This is a genomic window from Plantactinospora sp. B24E8, assembly GCF_039871735.1.
Lineage (GTDB): Bacteria > Actinomycetota > Actinomycetes > Mycobacteriales > Micromonosporaceae > Plantactinospora.
This window is the reverse complement of record NZ_JBDPMH010000009.1, coordinates 75,788-98,196: the sequence shown is the minus strand read 5'-3', so window position 1 is coordinate 98,196 and position 22,409 is coordinate 75,788. Positions and strand designations below refer to the sequence as shown.

Sequence of the window (22,409 nt, the reverse complement as noted above, 5' to 3'; positions counted from 1 at the left end):
CCCGTCGCAGCCGACCCGGCCGGTGCGGGCCGGTGGCTCGGTGATCGAAGCCGAGGACGGTGACCTGGCCGGGCCGACCCGACGGATCGTCCCGGGAGCGCCGGAGAGGCCCGGATCGACCGGGACGTCTGGCACGGCGACGACGACGGCGGCGGAGCCGACTGGAGCGGCGGAGACGTCGGCATCCACGGCGACGGCGCCGGACGGAACGGCTGAACCGGTGGAGGAAAAGCCGCCGGCGGGAGCAGCCGACGCGGCGGAGACGACGGCAACGACGGCAGCGGCGAAGACGACGGCAGCGGCGGAGGACGGCCGACCGACGGAGGCGGGCGGAGCGGTGGGTCGTCCGGAGCGGACGTGAGCGCCGGAGACCGTACCGGGCCGGAGACCGGAGATCCTGACGCCGGAGGCGGTGACGACTGCGGCGCGGCGGCCCAGCCCGGCGCCGGCGAGGTCACCGCCACCGTCATCGTCGCCGCCCCGGCCGCCCGGGTCTTCGCCGCGTTGACCGCGTGGGAACGGCAGGGTGAGTGGATTCCGTTCACCCGGGTCCGCCTGGTCGAGGGTGACGGTGGCGAGGGCAGCCTGGTCGAGGCGGTCACCACCGTCGGTCCGGCGGTGCTGCGCGACGAGATGCGGGTTGTCCGACACGACCCGCCGTACGAGGTGCGGGTGGTGCACTGCGGTCGGCTGCTGCGGGGGCCGGGGGTGCTGCGCTGCACCCAGATGGACCGGGACCGTACCCAGGTGGTCTGGCACGAGTGGTTCCACCTGCCGGGCGGTCCCGCCGGCCGGATCGCCTGGCCGGTGCTCTGGCCGGGGTCGAAGGTCGGCCTCACCCAGGCGCTGAAGCGGTTCGCCCGCCTGGTGGAGCGTGGCCGACTGCCATGACCGGCGGCGGGTGGTGCGGACCGCCGACTGCCATGACCGGCGGCGGGTGGTGCGGACCGCCGACTGCCATGACCGGCGGCGGAGGAGGGCCGGCGACAGCGCCACCGGCAGCCGTGACCGGCGGCCGGGTGGCCGGCTGGTTACCGTTGAGCACGTGACGGATCTGGTGATCGGCGCGGACGGCCTGGGCCGCTGCCGGTGGGGCGCGAGCACCCCGGACTACGCGACCTACCACGACGAGGAGTGGGGTCGGCCGCTGCACGGCGACGACGCACTCTACGAACGGCTGACCCTGGAGGCGTTCCAGTCGGGGCTCTCCTGGCTGACCATCCTCCGCAAGCGGCCGGCGTTCCGGGCCGCCTTCGCCAACTTCGACCTGGCGACCGTCGCCGGATACGGCGAGTCGGACGTGACCCGGCTGCTCTCCGACGCCGGCATCGTCCGGAACCGGGCCAAGATCGAGGCGGCGATCCTCAACGCCCGGGCCGCCCTGGACCTGCCGGACGGGCTGGCGACCCTGCTCTGGTCCTTCGCGCCCACCACCCGGCGGTCCCGGCCCCGGTCGGCCGCCGAGGTGCCTGCCGTCACCCCCGAGTCGACCGCGCTGGCGCGGGCGCTCAAGAAGCGGGGTTTCCGGTTCGTCGGCCCGACCACCGCGTACGCGTTGATGCAGGCGACCGGGATGGTCGACGACCATCTCGACGGCTGCCACGTGAAGCCGCCGGCCGTCGCCGTGATGGGATGACAGGATGAGCGTGCGGAGCAGGGAGCTGGTGTGAGCGGGCGGAGTGTCGGGGCCTGGGCGGTGGTCATCCCCGGCGAGCGGTACGAGACCGAGCGGCTCTTCCACCACGACACCCTGGAGCTGACCGGCCGCAACGGTGGTCTCCGCCCCGGTCCCGGTGACCCCGTGCTGGTGGTTCGCGACGAGCAGCCGCCACTGGTGGTCGCGCTCGGCCGGGTGGCCGGTACCACCGGCGCCGTTGACCGTGACCCGGACGATCCGCAGGCGGGCCCGGTGGAGACGGGCGTGCTCGCGGTGACGTACACCCGGCAGGTCTTCGACGCGCCGGTGCCGGCCGACCGGCTCACTCTCGACGGCCCGGTCACCCCCGTCGACCCGGCGCTCTACCGCGAACTGGCCGGGCGGGTCGGGCCAACCCCGGTACGACGGGACTGGCTGGTCAGCCTGCACATGCCGATCGAGGCGGCCTCGTCGGCGGAGGCGGTTCGGGTCTTCTGGTCGTACCTGCAGGAGCTGGGCCCCCGGGAACTGCCCACCTTCGTGTCGCCGGCCGACGACGAACTCGCGATGCGGGCGTACGTGCTCGGGGTCGAGGCGAACCAGGACCCGGAGGAGGACGACTGAGCCGGGCCGGGTCCGGTCACGACTGACCCCGCCCGGCCGATTGTCGGATAGCCGACAGTCGGCTCCGGCTACCGCCCCTCGAAGGTCGGCCGGCGCTTCGCCACGAACGCGGCGGTGGCGGCCCGGTGATCGGCCGTCCCGCCACAGATCGTCTGCGCGGTGGCCTCCGCGGCCAGCGCTTCGGAGAGGGTGCCGGCGTCGCCGATGGAGAGCTGACGCTTGATCGCCCCGTACGCCACCGTCGGGCCGGCGGCGAGTCGGGCGGCCAGCTCCTGAGCGGTGTCGAGCACCTGCTCGTCGTCGACCAGCCGGGTCAGCAGACCGAGCCGGTGTGCCTCGTCGGCCGGTACCGGCTCGGCGAGCATCAGCAGCTCGACCGCCTTGGCGTGGCCGACGAGCCGGGGCAGCGACCAGGAGGCTCCGGTGTCGGCGGCCAGCCCGACCTTGGCGAAGGCGAGCAGGAAGCTGGTCTGCGGTCCGCCGATCCGGAAGTCGGCGAGGAAGGCCAGCGAGGCGCCGGCTCCGGCGGCCATCCCGCGTACCGCCGCGATCACCGGCTTGGGGAGGCTGGCCAGCCGGGCCGCGATCGAGTTGTAGTGGATCCGTACGGTGTCCAGCGGGTCGGCGCTGCCCGCCTCCAGCGTCGAGGCGTGTTCCCGCAGGTCCTGGCCGGCGCAGAAGGCCGTACCGGCGCCGGCGAGCACCACCGCCCGGCAGGACCGGTCGTGCTCCAGCTCTGCGAGGGTGTCACGCAGCGCCTCCTTCAGCGGGACGTCCAGCGCGTTCATCGCCTCCGGGCGGTTGAGCGTCAGGGTCACCACGGCGTCGGAGCGGTCGACGAGCAGCGAGTCGGTCACCTACGTGCACCCTTCTGTCGGACGACCCGGTTGGCGCCGTCGAGGCACTGCTCGACGTACCGGTCGGCGGCGGGGCGGAGCCGGGCGGCGTGCCGGTCGAAAAACGCCGCCGCGCTGGTCCCCGGCCACCGCTCGGGGAGCAGGGCGGGGGGCAGTTGCGGGTCCCGGAAGAGGAAGGTACGCCATGCGTGCACGAGCCGGAACCGGGCGGCGTACGCCTCCTGGTCGCCGCTGCGTACCGTCACCGCGGCGAGCAGCGGGCGCTGCCGGGCGACGAACTGCTGGTAGGCGTTCGCGATCTCGTCGAGGTTCCAGGCCCGGCGGACCACCGCCATCGCGCCGGGGGTGCCGGCCGCGTGTGCGGCGGTGAACCGCTCGTACCGGACTCCGGCCTCGGTGAGCAGGCCGTCAACGTCCTCGCCGGCCCGGGTGGCGACCCAGGTCTGCTCGTCGAGCCGGCCGTAGCCGAGGTAGGCGAGGTGGGCGGCGAGTCGTTGTCGGTCGCGGCGGTTGACCGGTGCGTCCAGGACGATCAGGTCGAACCGGCCGTCCCAGCCGATCTTGGTGGTCCGGTAGATCCGTGCGGCGGCCTCGTCCAGCCGGCGGGCGGCTCTCGGGGTCAGCAGATAACCCGGTCCGGAGGCGAGTCGGAGCGGGTGCAGCCAGCCCTGCCGGACCATCCGGGAGACCGCGGTACGGACCGCGGGCGCGGCGATACCGAGCGGGGAGAGTAGTTTGACCAGGGCGGAGACGGGCGCGCGACCGCCCCGGGACCGGAGGTAGTCCCCATACAGGTCGAAGAGTGCCGACCGTGCCTGCATGACCGCACATTGTGACACCCCTTCTCAAGATAAGCTAGATGCTGTTACATCAGTGCTGGTTCGGTTTGGGTCCGGCGGTGTTCATCAGGGAAAATCGTTGGTCGGCACCGCGGGCCTTGAGCGCGGTGATGCTGGCGAGAAGGATGTGGGGCAACCCACCGACCCTGGTGAAGGTCTGAGGGGAGACGAGATGGCGGCGATGAAGCCGCGGACGGGCGACGGTCCGCTGGAAGTCACCAAGGAGGGCCGGGGCATCGTCATGCGGGTTCCGCTGGAGGGTGGTGGCCGGCTCGTCGTCGAGATGACTCCCGACGAGGCCAACGCGCTCGGTGACGCGCTGAAGGCCGCCGCCGGCTGAGCGAACGACAACCCCTCCGGGCGGCGCGTGACACCCGGGGAAGTTCATCAAATCCTGGGCCACCGGCGCTGCCGGTGGCCCAGGGTCGTGATGTCGGGCGGACGGCTCGCCGTCGGGCCCGGCCGCGCATCCATCCACCAATGTCTTGGGGGTACGTCGGCGTGTTGTCGATCCGTCTGGTAACCGAACCGACCGGGGGCGACGCCCTGGCGCTGCCCGTCCGGCCCGTGGCGGGCCCGAACCCGGCCGGTGCCGCTGAGGAGCCGGCGGGCGGGGCGACCGGGGACGGTACCGCCGGCTCGACATCCGGCGAAGGCCCGGCCGAGCCGGCGACCGCCGACCTGCTCGGATCGACCGGGTCGACACTCCCCGCCGAGCTGGCCGCCGAGGCGACCGCACTGCTCCCGTACCTCGACCAGCCCGGCCGTGCCGGCAGCGTGCACCGGTCGATCCGCCCGTCGCGTACCCCGACCCGGCTGTTCCTGGTCGGTGTCGGCGACGGTGACGAGGCCGGCTGGCGGGCCGCCGGAGCGGGCCTCGCCCGAGCCGCCACACGTGAGAGTTCGATCACGTTAGTGATTCCGGTCGATGTTGATCCGGGGGCGGTACGCGGACTCGCTGAGGGGCTGTGGCTCGCGTCGTACCGGTTCCGGCTGCCGGCGGACGAAAACGGTACAGCCGACGCCGAGGCCGGCCGGACGGGCGCCGGCACCGACGGCGCCGAGCTGGCCGAGGTGCTCCTCGCGGTGACCGACCCGCAGCGGTACCAGGCGGCGCTGGAGCGCGCCCGGGTCGTCGCGGAGACGACCCGGTTCGCCCGGGACCTGACCAACACCCCGTCCTCGGTCAAGAGCCCGGCCTGGTTCGCCGAGCAGGTGGCCAGCGCCGCCGCCGGCCGTCCCGGGCTCACCGTCGAGGTACGCGAACCCGACCGGCTCGCGGCCGAGGGCTTCGGCGGTCTGCTCGCGGTCGGTGGCGGATCCCCCCGGGGACCCCGGCTGGTCGAGCTGAGCTGGCGCCCGGCGAACCCAACCCGGCACGTCGTCCTGGTCGGCAAGGGCATCACCTTCGACACCGGCGGCATCGTGATCAAGCCGCGCGACGGCATGAAGCTGATGCGCAAGGACATGGGCGGCGCGGCCGCCGTGGTGGCGGCGACGCTCGGCGCCGCGGCACTGGACCTGCCGATCCGGGTGACCGCGCTCGCGCCGCTCGCCGAGAACATGGTCAGCGGTTCGGCGTACCGCCCCGGTGACGTGATCCGACACTACGGCGGGGTCACCAGCGAGAGCACCAACACCGACGCCGAGGGTCGCCTGGTCCTCGCCGACGCCATGACGTACGCGGTGGCGCGGCTCGCCCCGGACCTCCTGGTCGACCTGGCGACCCTCACCGGGGCGAACGCGGTCGCGCTCGGCAAGCGTACGGCCGCGCTGTACAGCGAGAACACCGAACTGGCGGAGGCGGTGCTGGCAGCCGCCGAGGCGGCCGGTGAACGGGCCTGGCGGATGCCGCTGGTGGCGGACTACACCGACCACCTGAGCAGCGAACTCGCCGACCTGCACAGCTCACCCAACCAGGGCGCCGGTTCGGTGCTGGCCGCGCTGTACCTCCGCGAGTTCACCGGGGACCTGCGCGACCGTTGGGTGCACGTGGACATGTCGGCGCCGTCCTGGGCGGACGGGCACGACGCCGAGCTCGTCAAGGGCGCCACCGGCTGGGGCGTCCGTACGCTGCTGCGCTGGCTGGCCGACCAGGCCGGCTGACCCCCGGCCGGGGCGGTTCGCCGCCCCGACCCGTGGCTCAGCGTTTCACCGCGACCAGCAGGCCCTCCCCGGTGGGCAGCAGCGCCGGCGTCCACTCCTCCGACTCGCGGACCGCCTTGACCACCTCCCGTACGGTGACCGTCTCCACGTCCCGGGCTGCCGGGTCGCCGATCCGGCCGGCGGCGAGTGCGCCGTGCAGCACGAGCAGACCGCCGGGCCGCAGCAGGCGCAGCGCGGCGTCGACACAGGCGCTGTACTCGGCCACCTCCGAGTCCACGAAGATCAGGTCGTACGCGCCGTCGGCGAGCCGGGGCAGCACGTCCAGGGCCCGCCCGGTGATGATCCGGGTACGCCCCGACGGGAAGCCCGCCTCCTGGAAGATCCGGCGGGCGATCCGCTGGTGCTCGGTCTCCACGTCGATCGTGGTCAGGATGCCGTCGGCGCGCATGCCGCGCAGCAGCCAGAGTCCGCTGACCCCGGTGCCGGTACCGATCTCCACCACCGCCCGGGCGTTGCCGGCGGCGGCCAGCAGCCGCAGCGTGCCGCCGACCCCGGGGGTGACCGCGTCGAGCCCGACCTCGGTGGCCAGGCTGCGCGCGGTGCGCAGGACAAGATCCTCGGCGACGTACGCCTCGGCGAACTGGAGTGCTTGAGTGGTCATCGTGCCGACTGACCGGGCGACCGTGGCGATGGGGCACCTCCGGGCGGAAGTGGGCTGGGGTGTCGGTGTCGCGGCGGGGCGGGGCGGGGCGGGGATCAGGGGCACGGCGACGACCGGGGGCGGGGTGGTCGTGGGTATGAGCCTAAGAGGTGGTGGTCCGTGATCGGCAGGGGCGTGCCGTCGGGGTGCCGGGGGTGTGCTGTGGGGGCGGGGTGTCCCGTCCGGCTGGCACGGGCGGAAGAACCGATGACCGGTATTCAGCCATCCGTGCGATCCTGGATGCGGAACCCGGACGCTGCGGCCGGTTGCGGTCGCCCGCGCTCCGTGGTGTCCGGGCCGGGACGGACTGGGAGGCATCGAACGTGACGGACGGCTGGAACTGGCGCCAGCCCGAGAGGACCGCGACGCCGGGGTACCCCCCACCGTCGTCGAGCCCGACAGTCGGCGCGTGGGCGGTGCCCACCGGGGAGCCGGACCCGGCGTCCTCGCCGTGGTGGTCGGACGCGTTGCACGACCCGTGGCGTAATCCGGGAACGCCGACGGCCGTGGTGGTCCAGGCGTCGGCGGCGTCGACGGGCGGCGCGCCCCCCGAACCGGTCACCGACCCGGACGCCGCGCCGCGTCGCGGGCTTGGTTCGGTCTTCCTGGTGTCCCTGGTCACCGCGTTGCTGGCCGGTGCACTCGGCGGCTCGCTCGGCTACGCGTTCGCGGTGCGCGGCGGTGCGGGCGGGGTGACCGCCCTGGGGTCCACCGGCGCCGAGCCGCCGGCCACCGCGCAACGGCCGGCCGACTCGGTGGCCGGCGTGGCCGAGCGGGTGCTGCCGAGCGTGGTCACGGTACGGGTGAGCGGCAGCGGCGGGGTCGGCCTCGGCTCCGGCTTCGTGGTGACCCAGGACGGCTACGTGGTCACCAACGACCACGTGGTCGGCGTCGGGGTCGATTCCGCGACCGTCGTCTTCAACGACGGCTCCACCGCCCCGGCGGAGGTGGTCGGCAAGGACCCCGAGTCGGACATCGCGGTGATCAAGGTGTCCCGGACCGGGCTGACCCCGGTCGAGTTCGGCGACTCCGACGCGGTCGCGGTCGGCGACCCGGTGCTCGCCTTCGGTACGCCACTGTCCCTGGCCAACACGGTCACCGCCGGCATCGTCAGTGCCCTGGACCGGACGTTCCGCAACGGCGAACCCGGAGGCCAGGTGCGCTACTACGCGGCGATCCAGACCGACGCGGCGGTGAACCGGGGTAACTCCGGCGGACCGCTGGTCGACGGGGCCGGGCGGGTGATCGGGGTCAACTCGGTGATCCAGACCCCGGCCGCCGACGAGGAGACCGCCGGCAACGTCGGGCTGGCCTTCGCCATCCCGATCAACCAGGCCAAGCGGCTGGCCCAGGAGATCATCGACACCGGCCGGGCCCGGCGTACGGTGATCGGCGCACAGGTCGGCGGCACCCGGACCGGCGGTACCGGCGGCGTACGGCTCAGCTCCGTCGACCCCGGCGGTCCGGCGGCCGAGGCCGGACTCCGGACCGGTGACGTGGTGCTCAAGATCGACGGCAAGCCGTTGGAGGAGCCGAGCGACCTGATCGCGCTGGTCCGCAAGTACGCCCCCGGTTCGGTGGTCAGTGTCGAGTACCGGCGCGGCTCGGAGCGTCAGTCGGCCTCCGTGACCCTCGCCGCGGACGCCAAGTAGCGGCAGCGCGGTGGGACCGGTCGCGGGGGGCATCGCACGTGGTGCTGCCTGCTGTTCACCGGCTCCCCCTCCCGCTGGTGGCGTCGCCGTGCGTACTCTTGCCCTGGTCCGGGTGAGGAGGCGTCGGTGCGTACTCCCGCCCCGAGCCGTGTGAGGAGGCAGCCGTGTTCGAAAACCTGAACTGGTGGGAGATCGGTGCGCTGCTGCTGGTCGCCCTGTTGATCTTCGGCGATCGGCTGCCGAACGTGATCAGCGACGGACTCCGGATGCTGCGCAACCTGCGGAACATGGCCCAGAACGCCACCGGCGACCTGAGCCGGGAACTGGGTACCGACATCCAGCTCGAGGACCTGCACCCGAAGGCCTTCATCCGCAAGCACCTGCTCAGCGAGGAAGACGAGCAGGCGATCCGCAAGCCGCTGCAGGGCGCCTACGAGAAGCTCCGCTCCGACCTCACCGACGTACACCGGGAACTCGACGACGTCGCCTCGGCCGCGGACATCCGGGCGACCGGTGGCGGCGGCACGACCTCGACCTCCGGCGGCGCCGAGGTGGCCTCGACGCCGCAGCAGCGGCGCAGCTTCGACATCGACGCCACCTGACCGGCCGGGGACGGACGAGGGCGGTCACGGGCGACCGACGACGGTCGGGGACCGGGTCGACGGTGGGTGGGCCGAGGTCACCTGGACCCCGGCCGCCCCTACGGGTTCAGCGGCCGGCGGGCCGGAGGCTGAGCGGCTTGCCGACCAGCGACTCACGCCGGACCGCGAGGCGGTCGGCGATCGCGGACAGCGCCCGGGCCGCCGGCGACTCCGGCTCGGCCAGGACGACCGGCGTACCGGCGTCACCCGCCTCCCGGACCCGGGTGTCCAGCGGCACCTGCCCGAGCAGCGGCACCTGGGCGCCGATGACCCGGGTGAGCGACTCGGCGACGGTCGTACCACCGCCGGCGCCGAAGACCTCCATCCGGCTGCCGTCCGGCAACTCCAGCCAGGACATGTTCTCCACCACGCCGACCAGGCGCTGGTGGGTCTGCAGGGCGATGGCGCCGGCCCGCTCGGCCACCTCGGCCGCCGCGGTCTGCGGGGTGGTCACCACCAGGATCTCCGCGTTCGGCAGCAACTGGGCCACGGAGATGGCCACGTCGCCGGTGCCCGGCGGCAGGTCGAGCAGGAGTACGTCCAGGTCGCCCCAGTAGACGTCGGCGAGGAACTGCTGCAGCGCCCGGTGCAGCATCGGGCCCCGCCAGACCACCGCCGCGTTCCCGTCGGTGAACATGCCGATCGAGATCACCTTCACCCCGTGCGACTGGGGCGGCATGATCATGTCTTCGACCCGGGTCGGCCGACCGTCGGCACCGAGCATCCGGGGTACGGAGTGGCCATAGATGTCGGCGTCCACGACGCCCACCGACAGACCCTTCGCGGCGAGCGCCGCGGCCAGGTTGACGGTGACGCTGGACTTGCCGACGCCGCCCTTGCCGCTGGCGATGGCGTAGACCCGGGTCCGGGTCCCCGGCTGGGCGAACGGGATCACCGGCTCCTGGGTGGCCGTACCACCCCGGAGCCGGGCCTGCAGGGCCTGCCGCTGCTCCGGGCTCATCACCCCGAAGTCGATCTCGACCCCGGTCACGCCGGGCACGGCGCCGACCGCCGAGGTGATGTCGGTACGCAGCTTGTCCCGCAACGGACAGCCGGCCACGGTCAGCAGCAACTCGACCCGTACGACACCGTCGGTGCCGACCGTGGCGGAGCGCACCATGCCGAGATCGGTGATCGGGCGACGGATCTCCGGGTCGTCGACGGTGGCCAGCGCGGCCTGCACCGCCTCCTCGACGGCGCTCGTGGGCCGGCCGTCCTGGCCGGGTACGGAGGCGGCAGCCTGGGGACCGGGTACGGCGGGAGCAGACATGCCGCCATGCTACGTCGTCGCGCCGCCCGGCCGACCGGGGCTGACGACGACGGTGACCGAAGAGATACGCCTCGTTCCGCCCGGTCCGGCGGCGGAACGTACGGCATGTCGGCGACGTTCGTGGTGGACGGCCCGGTCGTCGGCAGGCGGTCCGGCGGCCGGACGGTGGACGCCGTGGCCGGACGGTGCGACGATCGTCCCCACCCGCCGCGCGCCCAGCCCCTTGGGGCGCGCGGCATCCGTCCGTTCCCGCCGGCGCCGGTCGCGCCTGCCGGGTCTCAGCGGCGGCGTACCCGGTGCAGCCGGAACGGTCGGGCGGCCCGCCGGACGGCGGGGGTCTCCCGGGGCGGCGCGGCGAGGGAACCGTCCGGCAGGGTCCGGCCGGCCGCCGACGGCGGCCCGGCCGGGGCCAGCCGGTTGATCGCGCACCCGGACGCCGCCCAGCGCTGCGCCAACTCGGCCGGGCTGCCGGAGGCGTTGAGCCGCTTGGCGGCCAACTGGGGCGCCACCGTCGCCCACCGCTCGCCCTCCGGCGCCAGCCGGGTCACCTCGGCGGGCCAGGTGACGATCCGTCCGCCGTGATCACCGCGAACCGTCACCTCGGCGGTACCGGAGTCGGCGAGGCCCGGGGCGTTCTGTTCGCCGGGACCGGTGACGACGTACAGGGCGTCGTCGAGCGGCAGGCACCAGAGCGCCAGCTGCGGACCGCCGTCCACCGCCACCCAGGCCACGGCGGCCTTCCTGATCGCCTCCGCCACCAGCGGCGAGCCGGCGGCGGGGTCGGCACCACTGTCAGTCACATCCCGCATCCTGCCGTACCCGGGCGCGGGACGGTACCGGCCGGCAGTCCCGGCCGGCCGCGGACCGGCGGCCGCTCAGGTGGGTGCGAGCAGTGCCGGGCCGGGCGCGAGTTCGTCCAGCAGCTCCGGCAGTTCGGCCAACGACCCGATCGCGGGACCGCGCCAGCCGCGGTCGTCGTCGAAGACGAGATGGTCGTCAAGATCGGCCGCGGCCAGCCGGATCGCCGTCATCCCGGCGCCGGTGGCGCCGGTCAGTTCCCGGCTGCCGCCGTCGCCGACGTAGAGGCAGTCCGTCGGGGCGACCCTGAGGCGCCGGCAGGCGGCCAGGTAGATCGCCGGATCGGGCTTGCAGGTGCCGACCACCACCGAGTAGGCCCGTACGTCGAGCAGCGGCGCGACCGGCAGCTCCGGCAGGAAGGCGGGCAGCTCGTGGGTACAGTCGGTGACCAGGGCGGTCAGCAGCCCTCGACGACGTACCGCCTCGAGGACCGGCACCGCCTCGGGGCGGAGCCGGGTGTCCGCCCGTACCGCCGAGATCCGGGCCGCGACCGCGGCGCCGAGGTCCGCCCGGTCCGGTCGTCCGCCGGCCTCCCGGCAGACCCAGCGTAGGGTTGCCGCGGCGTCGCCGAGCGCACCGCTGGCACGCGGGTAGAAGGACGCGTCGAGGACGTCGGCCAGGACGTCCGGCGGGCAGCCGAGCAGCGCGGCGACCTCGGCGTGCTGGTCGCCACGTCGGATCGCGCAGGTGAGGGTGCCGAAGAAGTCGAAGAGCACGGCGCGGTACGCGGGTCGGCTGGACCGGTGTTCGGGCATGGGGGAGCAGGCCTCCGGACCGGGGTCGACGAGTCGAGACCGGTCGATGCTAACGGTTTGTTGATCAGATGATGGCCCCCCGTGACATGTGAGGATCTTCTCGTGCCCCCTGGCGCTCCACCATCCCGAAATCCGGTCGACCCGCTCAGCGTCGGGGCGGTCACGGTCGCGGTGGTCGCGGTGTCCTCGTCCGCGCCCCTGATCGCGTTCGCCGCCGCGCCCGCGCTGGCGATCGCCTTCTGGCGCAACCTCCTGTCCGTCGGCGTACTCGGGCCGTTCGCGCTGGTCCGCCGCCGGCACGAGCTCCGGACCCTGGCCCGGGGCGCGGGACGGCGCGAGGCCGGGTTCTCCGTACTCGCCGGCCTCGCCCTCGCCGTACACTTCGGCACCTGGATGCCGAGCACCCAGCTGACCTCGGTGGCCGCCGCCACCGCCCTGGTGGCCACCCATCCGGTCTGGCAGGGACTGATCGCCCTGGGCCAGGGCCGACGGCTGCCGCTGGGCGGCTGGGTCGGCATCGGGGTGGCGGTGCTCGGCGCGGTCTGGGCGGTCGGCGCGGACCTGAGCGTCGGCTCGGCCGAGGCGGTCCTCGGCGACGTGCTCGCCATCTGTGGGGGCGTGGCGGCGGCGGTCTACACCGCGTTCGGTGAACGGGCCCGGAGAACCACCAGCACGGTCACGTACACCACCATCTGCTACGGCACCTGCTCGCTGGCGCTGCTGGTGGTCTGCCTGGCCGGCGGCGTACGACTGACCGGCTTCGACACCCCGACCTGGCTCGCCGTGCTGGGCCTGGTGGCCGGCGCCCAGTTGCTCGGCCACTCGATGTTCAACTACGCGCTACGCCGGATCTCGGCGACCACGATCAGCGTGCTCATCCTCCTGGAGACGCCCGGAGCCGCGTTGATCGCCTGGCTCTGGTTGGACCAGGTGCCCCGGACCGAGGCGCTTCCCGGCCTGGTGCTGCTGCTGGCCGGGGTCGCCGTCGTCCTGCACGCCGAGGCTCGCGCCGCCCGACGTGCGGTGGCCCGCCGATCCGACTCCGACGCCGGCCCGCCGGCGGATCCGGTCCCGGCGGCCGTTGTCCCGGCCGACGCCGACGCCGGCCGGTCCGCCGCCGACCCGGCCGACCCTGTCCCGACCAACGCTGTCCCGGCCGTCGCGGCGGCGACGTCGGAGAAGGTGCAACGAAACGTCTGAGCGGTGCGCCCTCACCATGTGTTGGTGCAGACCTCGGCGCCGGTGGAGCCGACCTTCGACGCGGTGTACGCCGCGCACTACGTCCCGCTGGTCCGGCTCGCCTACGTGACGATCGGCAGCCGGACCGCCGCCGAAGACCTGGTGCAGGATGTCTTCATCGAATGGCTGCGCCGTCGGGACGACGTCCGGCAACCCGTGGCGTACCTGCGCCGGGCCGTCGTGTCGCGGTGCCACTCGTGGCTGCGGCGTCGGATCCTGGAGCGCCGGCACGACGACAGCAGACGCTGGGCGGCGTCGGCGCTGCCACCGCCGGACGGCACCACCACGGCCGTACGGGCGGCGCTCGCCCGGCTCAGACCCCGGCAGCGTTCCGTGGTCTTTCTGCGGTACTACCTCGACCTGCCGATCGACGAGATCGCCGCGGCGCTGGACTGCCGACCGGGCACCGTGAAGTCGCTGCTGCACCGATCCCTCGCCGTCCTCCAGGAGCAGCTCAATGACGACTGACCTCGAACGTCGGATCGGCGAGGGACTGCGCGGTGTGGCCGACGGGCTCACCGTCGTACCGCCGACCGTCGACGAACTGCGGGCCCGCGCGAACCGGGGAGCCCCGGCCAGCCGGCGCCTCCGGGGCGGCTGGTGGCCGGGCCGGTCGCTGTCCGGTCGGTGGGCCGGGCCGGTGCTTGCCGCTCTCGCCGTGAGCACCGTCCTCGGGCTGGCCACCGTGGCCCCCGGCACCGGTCTGCGCCTGCCCGGTCCGGGCGGGGCGAACCCTGGTGTGGCCACCGGGGACGCGCCGGCCCTGCCGTCCCGGTTCGCCGGGATGTCGCTGCTCACCGCGCCGGTGTCGACGTCCCCACCCGGACCGGCGGTGGCCCTCTACCGGCAGGGCTCGCTCGGCACCCGGCTCGGCACCAGCCAGACGTTGGTGCTCGGGGTCGACGGCCGGACGTACCGCCGGCTCGACCTGGCGGAGGAGCGCGGCGTCACCGGTCCCGACGGCGAGTGGCACGCCGCGGAGTCCCTGCTCGGTCCCGACGGTGGTCAGGTCGCGGTCGCTGACCCGGCGCGGCTCACCGACCACCTCGACCTGGTCGACCTTCGGACCGGCCAGGTCCGGGAGTTCCCGCTCGTCCCGCCCGCCGCCGCGTTCCCGCTCAGCTGGACCCCGGACGGCACCCGCCTGGTGGTCGAGCTTCGCGACCGTCCGTGGGCGGAGGAGTCGGCGACCGACGGTCGACTGGTGGTCCTCGACGTCGGCACCGGACAGATGACTCCGCTGCCCAGGGTCGCCAAGGCGGACATGTTCGACACGGTCGTGGTCTCGCCCGACGGTGCCCTGCTCGCGGTACCGGTCCAGGCCGGTCGGATCGACATCCTCGACCTGGCAGGTGTCCGGCTGCGGACCCTGACCGTGCCGGAGGGCTACCACCTCGACAGCAACGCCGCCTGGTCGCCGGACGGTCGCTGGCTGATGGTGCGGAGGCTCGACGTGGCCCAGGACGCACTGGCCCTGGTGGACGCGACCGGCGCGACGACCGGGATACCCGTGCCGCTACCGGGGTTTCAGACCGGCGGAGCGCACCGGACCACACTGCTCGGCTGGACGGGGCCGGACGCGGTACTGCTCGGGGTGGAGGGGCGGAAGGACTACGAGATCGTCCGGCGGTCGTTGGACGGCACGACCCGGGTGCTCAGCCGTGCCGGGCAGGGGATCGGGCAGGTGGCGCGGGTCGACGACCTGCGGCTCGCCGGCGGGCTGGTGACGGACCTGCGGACCGGTGATCCCGGCGACCCTGACCGGGGGCCGTGGCCGCGGTGGTGGCGGGTCCTGGTCGCCGCCGGCGCCGGGCTCGTCGCCTGGTCGCTGTTCCGCTGGGTACGTCGGCGGCGGACCACCGTGCCCGGGACGGTCCGACCCGACACCGGGGGGTGATCCGGACAGGCTGGCCAGGGCCACCGACGGTGCCCTGACCAGCCTCCGGGGTGGACCGTTCCGGATCAGCTCGCGTTGGCGCCCCAGATCGCGAATCCGAGGACACCGAAGTAGAGGATGAGGAACAGGATGCCCAGGATCCCCAGTCCGACGCCGATCCAGCCGATGACCAGACCGGCGGTGGCCAGGCCCTCGCCGTCCTCGCCCTTCGTCCGGATCTCCTCACGGGCCCGCTTGGCCAGGTAGACGCCGACACCGCCGAGCAGCGAACAGCTGAACAGGGCCACGATGCTGGTGACCAGGGCGGCGATCGCCATACCGTTGGTCGACCTGGCGACCGGGTACGGCGGCGGGTAGCCGTGGGCCGGGTTCACCGCACCGTACGGTGCGGAGGTCGGGTCTCCGTACGCCCCGGGGGTGGCGCCGCTGGTCGGGTCGACGGGGTTGGGCGAAGTCACGCGTGCTCCTGTTGACGAGGGGGTCAGTAGGTGTAGGTGGAATCCTGGTTGGCCAGTACCACGCCGAGGACGATGAGGCCGATGGTGGCGAGGATCGCGATACCGCCGGCGATCCAACCGACGATGATGCCGGCCAGCGCGAGACCGTCGCCGGCCTCGCCCCGTTCCCGGATCTGCTTGCGGGAGACGTGGCCGAGAATGGCGCCGACGATGCCGAGATAGCCGCCCAGGCCGTAGGCGCAGAGCCCGAGCATGCCGACGATGCCGACCACCAGCGCGGCGATCGCCAACCCGTTGGTGGCGGGCGCCGCGACGGGGTAGCCGGCGATCGGATAGCCCGGGGCGGGATAACCGGGAACGGGGTAGCCGGCAGCCGGGTGGTGGGCGGCGCCGGGCGGCGCCATGATGGCGGTCGCCGGGTCACCGCTCACCGGGTCGCCGCTCACCGGAGAGCCCGCTGGCGGGGCCGACTCGGCCGGGTACTCCGGCTGGTAGGTGGGGGTCGGTGTCGGGTCCGGATAGCCGGCCGGGGATGGCGCCTGCCAGGAGGCATCACTGGAGTAGTTGCTCGGCTGAGGGTCGCTCATCTGGGGTGCTCACTCCGTCCACGTGAGGTGCGTCGCCAGGGTAGTCGTCGCACGCCAACCCGGTGGTCCCGGTCTGCGGTGCGGCATTGCCCGAATCGTCCGGACGGGGCAGGATCGCGGGCATGGTATTCGAAGCGCGCGCTGGTGACCGGGCGGGCAACCGCCCACGCCGAGGCGCCACGCGTCCCGCGTTGGCCCGTCGCACCCGTACCGGTTCGCAGAGCACCGTCTCGGAGGACATCGACTCCGGGCCAGGACTGCCGGCGAGTGAGGACGAGCCGGTGACGATGCGTCTGGACGGCCGGGTCGCGCTGGTGACCGGGGCCGGCAGCCCGGACGGGATCGGGTACGCGACCGCCCGGCGACTCCGCGGTCTGGGCGCCCGGGTGGCAATCGTCTCGACGACCCGGCGTATCCACGATCGCGCCGCCGAACTGGGCGCCATCGGGTTTGTCGCCGACCTGACCGACGAGGCCGAGGTGGGCGCGTTGGCGGATGCCGTCGTGGAGCAGCTCGGCGAGGTGGAGGTGCTGGTCAACAACGCCGGACTGGCCAGCCGGGCCAGTCCGGAGGTGCTCCGGCCGGTGGTCCAGCTCAGCTACGACGAGTGGCACCGGGAGATCGAGCGGAACCTGACCACCGCGTTCCTGTGCAGCCGGGCGTTCATCAGCGGGATGGCCGAGCGGGGCTGGGGCCGGATCGTCAACCTGGCCGCCACCGCCGGTCCGGTCAACGCCCTACCGACCGAGGCGGCGTACGCGGCGGCGAAGGCCGGGGTCGTCGGGCTGACCCGGGCACTCGCGTTGGAGATGATCGCCGACGGGGTGACGGTCAACGCGGTGGCTCCCGGCAAGATCTACACCGCGGCGTCCACGATGGCCGAGCTGAAGCAGGGGCTCGGTACCCCGGTCGGCCGTCCGGGTACGCCGGACGAGGTGGCCGCGGCCATCGCGTTCCTCTGTTCGCCGGCCGCGTCGTACATCACCGGGCAGATGCTGGTGGTGGACGGGGGCAACAGCGTGCGCGAGGCCGAGTTCCGCTGAACCGTCGCCTGGAGGGTGGAGCGGCGCGGGCAACCGCCCGGCGCCGCTCCACCCCTAGTAGGTGCCGCCGTTGCCGTCTGATCCGGCCCAGATCCCGAGGGCGAGCCATCCGCAGCAGAGGATCACGTACACCCCGGTGAAGACGTAGCTGAGGATCAGACCCCAGAGCGCCAGTTGGGCGCCCTGCTCGCCGGTGCGGGCGATCTGGCGTCGGGCCAGGTGCCCGAGCACGATGCCGGCGGGGGCGAAGACGAACGCGAAGACCAGCGACAGAATCGCGAGTACGTTGACGCCCCGTGGCTCGCCGTACTGCCCCGGTTGGCCGTAGCCGCCGGGCTCACCGTAGCCCCCGGATTGACCGTACTGGCCGGGTTGGCCGTAGCCACCCTGGCCGTAGCCGCCGGGCTGGCCGTACTGGCCGTAGCCGCCCTGTTGGCCGTACCCGCCGGGTGGGCCCGGCTGGTGGTGGGTTCCGGGGGCGTGGTCCTGCGGGCCGGGCTGCCCACCCGGCGGGCCGGAGGGCTGCCCCGGCGGTCGCGGAGACTCCTCGGGGTCCTGAGGTTCGCCGGCGCCTGGGTGACTCATGGGTCTGCCCTCCTCGCCCAGAAACGCTACCGGCAAATGACCCTTTTCTCCGGCATTGCAGTGATTGTCGGTCTCGTGTCGGTGACCACGGGACCGCTCCGGACCTCGGGCAGTGCCGAGTCGGGCGCGGCGCGTACGCCGCCAGGACTGGTCGGAGAAAAGGCGGGCGGCGGCAGGACGGTCCGGCCAGGCGTGGAGAGGGCGGTCAGCCGCGTCGGGAGAGGCCGCCCACGGCGCGTTCCACCGCCAGGCAGCGGTCCTCGACGTAGTCGACGCCGGCCTCCTCGGCGATCCGGCGGGCCTCGGCCGAGACGATGCCGAGCTGCAACCAGACCGCCGGAGCGCCGATCGCGACCGCGTCCCGGACCACCTGGACCGCGTCCTCGGCGGGGCGGAACACGTCGACCAGGTCGACCGGGTGCGGGATCTCGGCCAGCGAGCGGTAGACCCTCTCCCCGAAGAGCTCGTCCGCCCGCGGATTCACCGGGATGATCTGCCAGCCGTGCCGCTGCATCTGCAGCGGCACGCTGTGCGCCGGCTTCGAGGGGTCGCGGGAGGCGCCGACAACGGCGATCACCCGGGCGTCGGCCAGGATCTGTTGAGCGTCACGCACCCCGCGACTGTAGCTCCGTCAGGCCGTCTCGACACCCACGTGCGTACGGTGCCGGGTCGGGGTCTCGATCTCGTCCAGCAGGGCGATCGCGAAGTCGGCGTACGAGACCCGGCTGCTCGCCTCCGCCGGTGCCGTACGGTACCGCCCGGTCCGGCTACCACCGTGGTCGAAGTCGCCGGCCGGACTCAGCACCAGCCAGTCGGGATCGTCGGCGGCGCGCAGCACGTCCATCCCGGCGGCGTGCCCGAGCGAGAAGAAGCGGTACTCCTGCGGGTACCCGGGGGTGTCCATCAACGGCGTCCCGTCGACGGTCGGCAGCACCGAGGCCAGCCCCACCACCAGCAGCCGGGGCACCCCGGCCCGGGCCAGCCCGGTCAACAGGGCGCGGGCGGCGGTGGTGAAGAAGACGTCGGGCGCGACGGCGGGATCGTAGACGCTGCTGATCACGGCATCGTGTCCGGCGGCGATCCGTGCGACGTCGTCGGCGCTCGTGACGTCCCCCGTGACGATCCGTACGTTCCCGGTCGTCAGGTCCGGGTGCCGGGCCGGATCCCGTACGACGGCGGTGACCTGGTGTCCCCGCCGGAGTGCCTCGCCGACGGCGGCCCGGCCACCACGACCACCCGCTCCGAAAACCACGATCCTGCCCATTTCGGTTCCTCCCGTCACCGGTCGGACCCGGTTGCCCGACCGGCTGCCGACGGTATCCACGCCGGTGGTTACCGTCCGGATACCGACTACCGTGGCACCATGTCGTCGCAGCCGCTCAGCCCGGACATGTTCGACCCGGTCTGTCCGTCCGCCCTGGTGCCGCTCCGGACCGGGGACAAGTGGGCCGGGATGGTCCTCCGGTGTCTCGAAGGTGGTCCGCGTCGCTTCTCCGAACTGCGGGTTCCGTTGCGGGGGATCACCGCGAAAGTGCTCACCGGGTCACTGCGGGGGCTCGAACGCGACGGCCTGGTCCACCGCACCGTCCGGCCGGGGCCGGTTCGGCACACCGAGTACGCGCTCACCCCGTTGGGCCTGAGCCTGCTCCGTGGACCGATGGCGGCGCTCTGCGGTTGGATGGAGGAGCACTGGGAGGAACTGCTCGACGCCCGGGAGGCGTACTCCGCCCCGACCGGCGGTGCGGTCAGCACCGGCTGAGCCGCCGGGCCGGAGCCGACCGAGCCGCCGGGTCAGCATCGACCGGCCCCCGGTCAGAGCAGGCTGAGCTGCTCGGCGACGGGTGCCGGGGCGGGCCTCGGCGGCACCTGGCGGGCCTCACCCGGCTCGGGGCGGTGCAGGCCGTGGCGGCGGGCCGCGATCCGGACCCGGGCGACGATCTCCCGTTGGTACGCCTGCGGCAGGTAGGAGCCGTTGCCGAACAGCTCCCGGTAGCGCGGCACCAGGTGCGGGTACTCCCGGGCCAGCCAGGCGGCGTACCACTGTCGGGCTCCGGGGCGCAGGTGCAGGGGCAGGGGCGTCACGGTCGCCGCCCCGGCCTCGGCGATCGCGGCCACGGTCGACTCGATCGAGTCGTCGGTGTCGGTCAGCCCGGGCAGGATCGGGGCCATCAGTACGCCGACCGCGAAGCCGGCGTCGGCCAGCTGCCGTACGACGTCCAGCCGGCGTCGCGGGCCGGGGGTGCCCGGCTCCACGGCCCGCCAGATCGGTTCGTCGACAAAGCCGACGGAGATGGAGAGCCCGACCCGGGTCACCTCCGCCGCCTGCCGCAGCAGTGGCAGGTCCCGCAGGATCAGGGTGCCCTTGGTGAGGATCGAGAACGGGTTGGCGAAGTCCCGCAGCGCGGTGAGGATCTCCGGCATCAGCCGGTAGCGGCCCTCGGCCCGCTGGTAGCAGTCCACGTTGGTGCCCATCGCGATGTGCCCGCCCTGCCACTTCGGGGCGGCCAGTTCGCGGCGGACCAGCTCACCGGCGTTGACCTTGACCACCACCCGGCTGTCAAAGTCACGGCCGGGGTCGAGGTCGAGGTAGGTGTGGGTGTTGCGGGCGAAGCAGTTGTGGCTGACCACGCCGTTGGCGATGAAGTCGCCGGTGCCGGTGGTGATGTCGTAGAGGGTCAGTTCGCGCCCGAGCGGCTCGATGCGGCGGATCCGCAGCGCGCCGCGGTTGCTGAGCACGGTGCCGTCGAGGTCGCCGACTCCGGCCGGCCCGGACCGGCCGGTGCCGACCAGGCTGTCGGTGATCGCCAGGTAGGGCCGGGGTGGCTCGCCGGGCGCCGCCGCGGTGACGTGTTTCCAGCCGCGTGGGGTGAGGAACCGGTGGTCGCCGCTCGCGGTCAGTTCGGTGCCGTCGGCCAGGCCGACCAGGTACGCCGGTTTCACCGTCGACCAGTGCGCCAGCACCTGGGTGCGGACGTACCGCCGGTGGTTGCCCTGGGCGACGGTGCCGTAGATCTCGTCGCCGACCCGCAGTTCGGCCAGGGGGCGGGTGGTGCCGTCGGCGAGCAGGATCTGGGTGTCGCCGGCCAGGCAGTAGACACAGGCGTGGCTGCAGCCCCGGTACGGGTTGACGGTCCACTCGAACGGCACCCGGGAGGTGCCGGGCACCCGGTTGATGATCGACTTTGCGCGTATCTCGTAGAAGGTCATGCCCGCGAAGCCGGGGGTGTCAAAGGTGCGGGCGACGGCGCCGGGCAGCGCCAGTGGCAGGGCTGACGGCACCGCCCCCGCCACCGGCGCCGCCCCCGGCGGGGCCACCGCGTCATCGTGGGGAGCCGATGACAGGTTTTCCCAGCGCATGGCCAGTATTCGAACACATGTACGACGAGCTGCGCAACCGGGAACCACCGGATCACCCACCCGGGTGGCGGTACGGCTCAGCCGGGTGGCGCGGCGCTGCTCTCCCGCCGCACCAGCGTGGCGCTGACGTGTTCGATCTGCGGGGTGTTCAACGGCTCCGGCGGTTGCAGGGCCAGGGTCATCGCCCGGGCGCCCATGTCGGCCAGCGGCAGCCGGACGGTGGTGAGCGCGGGGGTGACGTCCTGGGCGATCGGCATGTCGTCGAAGCCGATGACGCTGATCCGTCCCGGCACCTCGATCCCCCGTTGCCGCAGTACGGCCAGGACGCCGATCGCCATCGAGTCGTTGAGTGCCGCGATCGCGGTGATCTCCGGCTCGGCGTCGAGCAGTGCGGCGGTGGCGGCGGCCCCGCCGGCCCGGTCGAAGTCGCCGTAGACGATCTGCCGGGCGGCGAGCTTGCGGCCGTGTTCCCGGGCGGCCCGGCGCAGCCCGGCGAGCCGGTCCGTGGTGGTGGTCAGGTGACGTGGACCGGCGACGACGCCGATCCGGGTGTGCCCGAGGCCGAACAGTTCGGTGCCGACCAGGTGTCCGCCCGCCTCGTTGGCCGGGATGACGGCGTGGCCGCTGTGCTCGTGCCGGCCGATCACCGCGACGTGCCCGCCGGTGGCCTGGTAGACCCGTAGTTTCGCGTCCAGGGTGCGGGTGAACTCCTCGTCGTGGTAGCCCGATCCGGCGAGGATGATCGCGGCGGCCTGGTTGGCCCGAAGCAGTTCGACGTACTCGAGTTCCCGGTCCGGGTCGCGGTAGGTGTTGCAGATGATGACCAGGCGCCCGTGTTCGGTGGCGACCCGCTGCAGCCCTCGGGTGATCTCCGAGAAGTACGGGTCGGAGACGTCGTGCACGATGACGCCGACCGCGCTGCGGTGGTTGCGGGCGAGTTGCTGGGCGTGTGCGTTCGGCACGTACTGCAGTTCCTCGACGGCGGCCAGTACCCGCTCGCGCAACGCCTCGGTGACCGGCTTGGGGCTGCCGTTGATGATCCGGGAGGCGGTGGCGGGGGACACGCCGGCTCGCCGTGCGACATCCGCCAGAGTGGCCATGGCCTCCAGTCCCTTTCCGACGTCTCCGGTGACCGGGTCCCGGGTGAGAGTGACCGACTTGCGGGTGGGAGTGACCGGGTCGCAGGTGAGGATAGCGCGGCTCCGTGCATGTCCTTCAGCGCCGACGCGGTGACCGCAGGTGGGCCGTCGCGGTGTCGGCCGCTGGGCCGTCGTGGTGACTCCGGGAGACGAGCCGGGGGCTGCG

General features: G+C 73.4%; 24 protein-coding genes and 1 pseudogene. 12 read left to right on the top strand and 13 right to left on the bottom strand.

From position 1 onward, the window contains the following. The first annotated feature begins 357 nt into the window (after positions 1 to 357). From ABGB21_RS16375 to ABGB21_RS16365, 3 genes are all read left to right on the top strand, one after another. Entirely contained in the window at positions 358 to 891 is a 534-nt protein-coding gene (locus ABGB21_RS16375) for an SRPBCC family protein (RefSeq protein ID WP_347651788.1), read from the top strand. Positions 892 to 1,045: 154 nt separating this feature from the next. After that, entirely contained in the window at positions 1,046 to 1,636 is a 591-nt protein-coding gene (locus ABGB21_RS16370) for a DNA-3-methyladenine glycosylase I (protein WP_347678399.1), read from the top strand. Positions 1,637 to 1,666: 30 nt separating this feature from the next. Continuing rightward, on the top strand, positions 1,667 to 2,260 hold the full coding sequence (locus tag ABGB21_RS16365; protein ID WP_347678397.1) for a hypothetical protein: 594 nt from the start codon (positions 1,667 to 1,669) through the stop codon (positions 2,258 to 2,260). Between the two features lie 68 nt (positions 2,261 to 2,328). On the opposite strand, the gene ABGB21_RS16360 is transcribed toward ABGB21_RS16365, so the two are convergent. Further along, positions 2,329 to 3,117 carry an enoyl-CoA hydratase-related protein gene (locus ABGB21_RS16360; protein WP_347651785.1) on the bottom strand — a complete coding sequence of 263 codons (789 nt, stop codon included), beginning with the start codon at positions 3,115 to 3,117 and terminating at the stop codon, positions 2,329 to 2,331. Beyond that, positions 3,114 to 3,938: a PaaX family transcriptional regulator C-terminal domain-containing protein gene (locus ABGB21_RS16355; protein ID WP_347651784.1), complete on the bottom strand. Its 825-nt coding sequence runs from the start codon at positions 3,936 to 3,938 to the stop codon at positions 3,114 to 3,116. The genes ABGB21_RS16360 and ABGB21_RS16355 overlap by 4 nt, the downstream gene beginning before the upstream one ends. 190 nt (positions 3,939 to 4,128) lie before the next feature. Between ABGB21_RS16355 and ABGB21_RS16350 the strand changes: the two genes are divergently transcribed. Both ABGB21_RS16350 and ABGB21_RS16345 read left to right on the top strand, forming a co-directional pair. After that, positions 4,129 to 4,296 carry a DUF3117 domain-containing protein gene (locus tag ABGB21_RS16350; protein ID WP_007455245.1) on the top strand — a complete coding sequence of 56 codons (168 nt, stop codon included), beginning with the start codon at positions 4,129 to 4,131 and terminating at the stop codon, positions 4,294 to 4,296. A 161-nt stretch (positions 4,297 to 4,457) separates the two neighbouring features. After that, positions 4,458 to 6,062 (top strand): leucyl aminopeptidase family protein, encoded by a 1,605-nt coding sequence (locus tag ABGB21_RS16345; RefSeq protein WP_347651783.1) that lies wholly within the window; start codon positions 4,458 to 4,460, stop codon positions 6,060 to 6,062. Positions 6,063 to 6,099: 37 nt separating this feature from the next. Here ABGB21_RS16345 and ABGB21_RS16340 read toward each other — a convergent pair whose 3' ends face one another. Then, positions 6,100 to 6,723 (bottom strand): O-methyltransferase, encoded by a 624-nt coding sequence (locus tag ABGB21_RS16340; protein ID WP_347678395.1) that lies wholly within the window; start codon positions 6,721 to 6,723, stop codon positions 6,100 to 6,102. A gap of 455 nt (positions 6,724 to 7,178) precedes the next feature. On the opposite strand from ABGB21_RS16340, the gene ABGB21_RS16335 reads away from it, so the two are divergent. Next, positions 7,179 to 8,414: a trypsin-like peptidase domain-containing protein gene (locus ABGB21_RS16335; protein ID WP_347651781.1), complete on the top strand. Its 1,236-nt coding sequence runs from the start codon at positions 7,179 to 7,181 to the stop codon at positions 8,412 to 8,414. Positions 8,415 to 8,578: 164 nt separating this feature from the next. Beyond that, positions 8,579 to 9,016 (top strand): preprotein translocase subunit TatB, encoded by a 438-nt coding sequence (locus ABGB21_RS16330; RefSeq protein ID WP_347678393.1) that lies wholly within the window; start codon positions 8,579 to 8,581, stop codon positions 9,014 to 9,016. A gap of 106 nt (positions 9,017 to 9,122) precedes the next feature. Here ABGB21_RS16330 and ABGB21_RS16325 read toward each other — a convergent pair whose 3' ends face one another. The 3 genes from ABGB21_RS16325 to ABGB21_RS16315 form a co-directional block, all read right to left on the bottom strand. Continuing rightward, positions 9,123 to 10,325: an Mrp/NBP35 family ATP-binding protein gene (locus ABGB21_RS16325; protein ID WP_347651779.1), complete on the bottom strand. Its 1,203-nt coding sequence runs from the start codon at positions 10,323 to 10,325 to the stop codon at positions 9,123 to 9,125. A 278-nt stretch (positions 10,326 to 10,603) separates the two neighbouring features. Continuing rightward, a complete protein-coding gene (locus tag ABGB21_RS16320; protein ID WP_347678391.1) occupies positions 10,604 to 11,134 on the bottom strand; it encodes a hypothetical protein in 531 nt (176 codons plus the stop codon). Between the two features lie 66 nt (positions 11,135 to 11,200). After that, the gene (locus ABGB21_RS16315) at positions 11,201 to 11,938 is read right to left on the bottom strand and encodes an HAD family hydrolase (protein ID WP_347651777.1); all 738 of its coding nucleotides are present in this window, start codon (positions 11,936 to 11,938) and stop codon (positions 11,201 to 11,203) included. Between the two features lie 102 nt (positions 11,939 to 12,040). Here ABGB21_RS16315 and ABGB21_RS16310 point away from each other — a divergent pair. The 3 genes and pseudogenes from ABGB21_RS16310 to ABGB21_RS16300 all read left to right on the top strand — a co-directional run. Beyond that, positions 12,041 to 12,955, top strand: a pseudogene (locus ABGB21_RS16310) (DMT family transporter); the annotation flags it as partial. 207 nt (positions 12,956 to 13,162) lie between these two features. Then, the gene (locus ABGB21_RS16305; protein WP_347651776.1) at positions 13,163 to 13,645 is read left to right on the top strand and encodes a sigma-70 family RNA polymerase sigma factor; all 483 of its coding nucleotides are present in this window, start codon (positions 13,163 to 13,165) and stop codon (positions 13,643 to 13,645) included. Beyond that, positions 13,635 to 15,074 carry a hypothetical protein gene (locus ABGB21_RS16300; protein ID WP_347678389.1) on the top strand — a complete coding sequence of 480 codons (1,440 nt, stop codon included), beginning with the start codon at positions 13,635 to 13,637 and terminating at the stop codon, positions 15,072 to 15,074. The genes ABGB21_RS16305 and ABGB21_RS16300 overlap by 11 nt, the downstream gene beginning before the upstream one ends. A 65-nt stretch (positions 15,075 to 15,139) precedes the next feature. On the opposite strand, the gene ABGB21_RS16295 is transcribed toward ABGB21_RS16300, so the two are convergent. Beyond that, positions 15,140 to 15,532, bottom strand: a complete 393-nt coding sequence (locus tag ABGB21_RS16295) for a DUF4190 domain-containing protein (protein WP_347651774.1) — start codon at positions 15,530 to 15,532, stop codon at positions 15,140 to 15,142. 23 nt (positions 15,533 to 15,555) lie between these two features. Next, complete coding sequence (locus ABGB21_RS16290) at positions 15,556 to 16,119, bottom strand: DUF4190 domain-containing protein (protein ID WP_347678387.1); 564 nt, start codon at positions 16,117 to 16,119, stop codon at positions 15,556 to 15,558. Between the two features lie 122 nt (positions 16,120 to 16,241). Between ABGB21_RS16290 and ABGB21_RS16285 the strand changes: the two genes are divergently transcribed. After that, positions 16,242 to 17,162: an SDR family NAD(P)-dependent oxidoreductase gene (locus tag ABGB21_RS16285; RefSeq protein WP_347651772.1), complete on the top strand. Its 921-nt coding sequence runs from the start codon at positions 16,242 to 16,244 to the stop codon at positions 17,160 to 17,162. Positions 17,163 to 17,216: 54 nt separating this feature from the next. On the opposite strand, the gene ABGB21_RS16280 is transcribed toward ABGB21_RS16285, so the two are convergent. The 3 genes from ABGB21_RS16280 to ABGB21_RS16270 form a co-directional block, all read right to left on the bottom strand. Beyond that, entirely contained in the window at positions 17,217 to 17,747 is a 531-nt protein-coding gene (locus ABGB21_RS16280; protein ID WP_347678385.1) for a DUF4190 domain-containing protein, read from the bottom strand. 205 nt (positions 17,748 to 17,952) lie between these two features. Further along, complete coding sequence (locus ABGB21_RS16275; RefSeq protein ID WP_347678383.1) at positions 17,953 to 18,360, bottom strand: CoA-binding protein; 408 nt, start codon at positions 18,358 to 18,360, stop codon at positions 17,953 to 17,955. Positions 18,361 to 18,378: 18 nt separating this feature from the next. Further along, entirely contained in the window at positions 18,379 to 19,011 is a 633-nt protein-coding gene (locus ABGB21_RS16270) for an NAD(P)H-binding protein (protein WP_347651769.1), read from the bottom strand. A gap of 99 nt (positions 19,012 to 19,110) precedes the next feature. Here ABGB21_RS16270 and ABGB21_RS16265 point away from each other — a divergent pair, with 99 nt between their 5' ends. Further along, positions 19,111 to 19,506 carry a helix-turn-helix domain-containing protein gene (locus ABGB21_RS16265; protein ID WP_347651768.1) on the top strand — a complete coding sequence of 132 codons (396 nt, stop codon included), beginning with the start codon at positions 19,111 to 19,113 and terminating at the stop codon, positions 19,504 to 19,506. Between the two features lie 53 nt (positions 19,507 to 19,559). On the opposite strand, the gene ABGB21_RS16260 is transcribed toward ABGB21_RS16265, so the two are convergent. Next, entirely contained in the window at positions 19,560 to 21,104 is a 1,545-nt protein-coding gene (locus ABGB21_RS16260; protein WP_347651767.1) for an Rv2578c family radical SAM protein, read from the bottom strand. A 77-nt stretch (positions 21,105 to 21,181) separates the two neighbouring features. Next, positions 21,182 to 22,204, bottom strand: a complete 1,023-nt coding sequence (locus tag ABGB21_RS16255; RefSeq protein ID WP_347651766.1) for a LacI family DNA-binding transcriptional regulator — start codon at positions 22,202 to 22,204, stop codon at positions 21,182 to 21,184. Positions 22,205 to 22,409 lie beyond the last annotated feature (205 nt).

Bases quoted from the DNA above. Each gene is read 5' to 3' on its own strand.
- ABGB21_RS16265 (WP_347651768.1), top strand. From the start codon at position 19,111: ATGTCGTCGCAGCCGCTCAGCCCGGACATGTTCGACCCGGTCTGTCCG.
- ABGB21_RS16270 (WP_347651769.1), bottom strand. From the start codon at position 19,011: ATGGGCAGGATCGTGGTTTTCGGAGCGGGTGGTCGTGGTGGCCGGGCC.
- ABGB21_RS16255 (WP_347651766.1), bottom strand. From the start codon at position 22,204: ATGGCCACTCTGGCGGATGTCGCACGGCGAGCCGGCGTGTCCCCCGCC.
- ABGB21_RS16315 (WP_347651777.1), bottom strand. From the start codon at position 11,938: ATGCCCGAACACCGGTCCAGCCGACCCGCGTACCGCGCCGTGCTCTTC.
- ABGB21_RS16355 (WP_347651784.1), bottom strand. From the start codon at position 3,938: ATGCAGGCACGGTCGGCACTCTTCGACCTGTATGGGGACTACCTCCGG.
- ABGB21_RS16325 (WP_347651779.1), bottom strand. From the start codon at position 10,325: ATGTCTGCTCCCGCCGTACCCGGTCCCCAGGCTGCCGCCTCCGTACCC.
- ABGB21_RS16340 (WP_347678395.1), bottom strand. From the start codon at position 6,723: ATGACCACTCAAGCACTCCAGTTCGCCGAGGCGTACGTCGCCGAGGAT.
- ABGB21_RS16260 (WP_347651767.1), bottom strand. From the start codon at position 21,104: ATGCGCTGGGAAAACCTGTCATCGGCTCCCCACGATGACGCGGTGGCC.
- ABGB21_RS16300 (WP_347678389.1), top strand. From the start codon at position 13,635: ATGACGACTGACCTCGAACGTCGGATCGGCGAGGGACTGCGCGGTGTG.
- ABGB21_RS16285 (WP_347651772.1), top strand. From the start codon at position 16,242: ATGGTATTCGAAGCGCGCGCTGGTGACCGGGCGGGCAACCGCCCACGC.
- ABGB21_RS16350 (WP_007455245.1), top strand. From the start codon at position 4,129: ATGGCGGCGATGAAGCCGCGGACGGGCGACGGTCCGCTGGAAGTCACC.
- ABGB21_RS16320 (WP_347678391.1), bottom strand. From the start codon at position 11,134: ATGCGGGATGTGACTGACAGTGGTGCCGACCCCGCCGCCGGCTCGCCG.
- ABGB21_RS16290 (WP_347678387.1), bottom strand. From the start codon at position 16,119: ATGAGCGACCCTCAGCCGAGCAACTACTCCAGTGATGCCTCCTGGCAG.
- ABGB21_RS16280 (WP_347678385.1), bottom strand. From the start codon at position 17,747: ATGAGTCACCCAGGCGCCGGCGAACCTCAGGACCCCGAGGAGTCTCCG.